3 protein-coding genes are annotated in these 3,911 nt (G+C 72.7%); all 3 read right to left on the bottom strand.

Features of this window, described 5'->3' with window-relative positions; translation table 11 throughout:
- Positions 1-1,896, bottom strand: a 1,896-nt coding sequence (locus B7L92_RS37295) for a glycosyltransferase family 2 protein (RefSeq protein WP_081241554.1), incomplete at its 3' end; no start/stop codon positions are given.
- Positions 1,893-2,807, bottom strand: a complete 915-nt coding sequence (rfbD, locus tag B7L92_RS37290) for a dTDP-4-dehydrorhamnose reductase (protein ID WP_081241553.1) — start codon at positions 2,805-2,807, stop codon at positions 1,893-1,895. The genes rfbD and B7L92_RS37295, both read right to left, overlap by 4 nt.
- Before the next feature lie 120 nt (positions 2,808-2,927).
- A partial coding sequence (gene rfbB, locus B7L92_RS37285) for a dTDP-glucose 4,6-dehydratase (RefSeq protein WP_107501735.1) occupies positions 2,928-3,911 on the bottom strand: 984 nt, incomplete at its 5' end.

Genomic DNA, 3,911 nt, shown 5'->3' with positions numbered 1-3,911 from the left:
CTCCTGCGCGGCGGGCGGGGTGTGCCGGTCGATCACCCGGGCGGTGCCGTCCGCGGCGACCACCACGTCGACCGGGAGCCGGGTCCACTTCGCCTCGCCGCGGCCGGCGGACGGCACGCCGATCCGGACGGCCCAGCGCTTGCCGGTGAGCTCCTCCAGCGGCAGCGTGGCGCTCACCGTGCGGCCGTCCACCACGGCGTCGGCCGGGAACTTGCCCACGTTCTTGCGCTCGAAGCGGAGCCGCACCGGGTCCCCGGTGTCCGCCGCGACGTGCAGCGGCAGCGGCAGCCGTACGGCGGATCCGTCGACCACGGCCTCGGCCGGGTCCATCAGGGCCACCGCCTCGCGCTCCAGCTTGTTGGTGTGCTGGTCGACGTCGAGGGAGAGGTTGCCCGGCCCGTCGGTCCAGTACGGCAGGACCAGCCGCCTCGGCTCACCGGTGAGCGCGGCCAGCCGCCCGGCCTCCACGTCCTCGCCGCGCACCGCGCCGAGCCGGGTCTCCTTGCTCCAGCCGCAGGACTTGATGCGCAGGTGCAGGTCCCAGATTCCCTTGTCCAGGGGCTTGCCCGCGGCCGCGGTCTCCGGGTCGAGGACGGCGCGCGCGGTGATCCGCTGGCGGAAGGAGCCGTCCCCCGCGTCCAGGCGGTGCCGTTCGCACGTGACCGGGAGGTAGTACTGCCTGGCGTCCTCGCGGTGGCGGACCACCAGGTCCACGTCGCTCTTGTCGACCGGGGCGTCCAGGGCGATGCCCTGTCCCGCCAGCGTCTCGAGCGCGCGGTCGGACAGCGGCAGGCCGAGCAGGTCGCGCCCGCCCTCCCGGCGGAAGGTCATCGGCTCGCCGTCGACCTGGTACTCGGAGGTGAAGCCGATGTTCAGGACGCCGTCCTCCCAGGCCAGGGAGTCCAGGGTGCCGGTGGGCCTGATCCCGGCCTCCCACTGGGCGAGGGCGCGGACGTCCTGGTAGTGGTCGGCGGCGATCAGCCCGGCCACCACCCGCTGGGTGGGGGCGACCCGGGCGAACACGCCCGGGCCGAAACGCTCGGTGATCACACCGCGGATCTCGCGGTACAGCTCCTCGGCGTAGTCCTCGGGGAGCTTGAGCAGCCGGTTGCCGCGCAGCCGCTCGACCATCTCGTTGCGCAGCCAGCGGCTGAACAGCTTGTCGCGCAGCGGGCCGGGCTCGGTGAGCTCCTCGACCACGTCGAGGGCCTCGCGGAGGTTCTTGAAGTAGCCGACCGGGTCGAAGCGCTGGAAGCCGGCGTTGGAGCCGTCGTCGCGGGTGATGTGGTAGTAGCACAGGTAGTCGCCGAGGACGGCGACGCTCCTGGCCCGCAGGTAGGCCTCGACGACGAAGACGTGGTCCTCCAGCCGGCGGCGGCCCTCCTTGAAGCGCATGCCGTGCTGTTCGAGGAACTCCCGCCGGAACATCTTGTGCGGGGTGAGGCTGTCGATCAGCGGCGCGTTCTCCACCGTCGCGCGCGGCCGGTTGACCCGGAACAGCTCCTGCGGGACCGGGCGGCCGATGCCCGCCATCTTCCCCACGACCACGTCGGCGTCGTTCGCCTTGCCGTAGTCGTACATCCGCTCCAGTGCCTCGTCGCCGAGCCAGTCGTCGTGGTCGACGAACATGACGTACTCGCCCCGGGCGGCGTCGATGCCGGTGTTGCGGGGCTTGCCGGACCAGCCGGAGGCCTCCTGGTGGATGACGTGGATGTGGGGGTGCTCGGCCGCCAGCCGGTCCAGCCGGGCGGGGGTCTCGTCGGTGGAGCCGTCGTCGACGAAGAAGACCTCGAACTCGTCGGGGGGAAGGCTCTGCCGCAGCAGTCCCGTGACGCAGTCCTCGACGTACTTGCCCGGGTTGTAGACCGCGATGACGACGCTGACCTTGACTGTCACGCCGGGTTCTCCTTCTCGTGGCTCCGGTGGATCTCCGGGAACGCCTCGGTGAGCGCCTCGCGCCAGTCGCGCAGCGGCTCGATGCCGGCCGCGGCGAAGCGCTCGTGGCCGAGCACGCTGTAGGCCGGGCGCGGGGCGGGGCGGACGAACGCTTCGCTGGTGGTGGGACGGACCCGGTCCGGGTCGGCGCCGAGCAGGCGGAAGATCTCCCGGGTGAAGCCGTACCAGGTGGTCTCGCCGGAGCTGGTGCCGTGGTAGACGCCCGCGGGGGCGGTACCGGCCAGGGCCGCGCGCCCCAGCGCCAGCAGCAGACCGGCCAGGTCGGCGCTCCAGGTGGGCTGGCCGCGCTGGTCGTCCACGACGTCCAGGGTCTCGCGCTGCCCCTCCAGACGGATCATGGTGCGGACGAAGTTGGGGCCGCCCGCGCCGTACAGCCAGGCGGTGCGGACGACGTAGCCGCGGTCCGGGAGGGTGCTCAGGACGGCCTGCTCGCCGGCGAGCTTGGTGCGGCCGTAGGCGCTGCGCGGGGCGGTGGGGGCGTCCTCGGCGTACGGCGCGGTGGCGTCGCCGGCGAAGACGTAGTCGGTGGAGACGTGGAGCAGGACGGCGCCGGTGCGGGCGCAGGCGTCGGCCAGGTGGGCCGGGCCGTCGCCGTTGATCGCGAGCGCCTCGGCCTCGCGGGTCTCGGCGTCGTCCACGGCGGTCCAGGCCGCGCAGTTGACGACCACGGCGGGCCGGTGGCGCTGGAGCGCCCGCCGTACGGCGTCCGCGTCCGTGAGGTCCAGCGCCGCCCGGTCCAGGGCGGTGGTCCGCTCGCCCGCTACGGCCAGCCGGGCCAGCACGTCCTGGCCGAGCATGCCGCCCGCCCCGGTGACCAGCCAGCCGGCCGGGGCGTCTGCCTGTTCCTTCATCGGGTTCGTTCCTCTTCTCGTCCTCTGTGCCGGATGGCGCGGGCCACCGTCGGGAGCCGGGCGCGCGGGAATGCCGGAGCGGGCCCGGAACGGTCCCGGGCCCGCAGGGGGCGGGGCGCGTCAGCGCAGCGCCGCACGCTCCTTCAGCGGCTCCCACCAGTCGCGGTTGTCCCGGTACCACTGGACGGTCTCGGCGAGGCCCTCGCGGAAGTCCTTGCGCGGTGCGTAGCCCAGTTCCTCGCTGATCTTCGTGCAGTCGACGGAGTAGCGGCGGTCGTGGCCCTTGCGGTCCTCGACGTACTCGACGCTGGTCTCCCAGTCGGCGCCGCACGCCTCCAGCAGCAGCTCGGTGAGTTCCCGGTTGGAGAGCTCGGTGCCGCCGCCGATGTTGTAGACCTCGCCCGCGCGGCCCTTGGTGCGGACCAGCTCGATGCCCTGGACGTGGTCGTCGATGTGCAGCCAGTCGCGGACGTTGCCGCCGTCGCCGTACAGCGGGACCTTCTTGCCGTCGAGGAGGTTGGTGACGAAGAGCGGGATGACCTTCTCGGGGAAGTGGTGGTGCCCGTAGTTGTTGGAGCAGCGGGTGACGCGGACGTCCAGGCCGTGGGTGCGGTGGTAGGACAGCGCGATCAGGTCGCTGGAGGCCTTCGCCGAGGAGTAGGGCGAGTTGGGCTGCAGCGGGTGGGTCTCGGGCCAGGAGCCCTCGTCGATCGAGCCGTAGACCTCGTCGGTGGAGATGTGCACGAAGGTCTCGATGCCGGCCCGGTGCGCCGCGTCGATGAGCGTGTGGGTGCCGACCACGTTCGTGCGGACGAACTCCGCGCCGCCGTCGATGGAGCGGTCGACGTGCGACTCGGCCGCGAAGTGCACGACCTGGTCGTGCTCGGCCATCAGCTTGCCGACCAGCTCCGGGTCGCAGATGTCGCCCTGCACGAAGGCGAACCCGGGGTGCGCGCGCACCTCGTCGAGGTTGGCCGGGTTGCCCGCGTACGTCAGCTTGTCCAGGACGGTGATCGCGACGTCGCCGGGGCCCTGGGGGCCGAGCAGCGTACGCACGTAGTGCGAGCCGATGAAGCCGGCGCCGCCGGTCACCAGGATCCGGGT

The organism is Streptomyces viridosporus (genome assembly GCF_002078235.1).
Lineage (GTDB): Bacteria > Actinomycetota > Actinomycetes > Streptomycetales > Streptomycetaceae > Streptomyces > Streptomyces viridosporus.
This window is presented reverse-complemented; position numbering and strand designations above follow the sequence as displayed.

Coding starts and splice junctions, on each gene's coding strand:
- rfbD (WP_081241553.1), bottom strand. CDS start 2,807: ATGAAGGAACAGGCAGACGCCCCGGCCGGCTGGCTGGTCACCGGGGCG.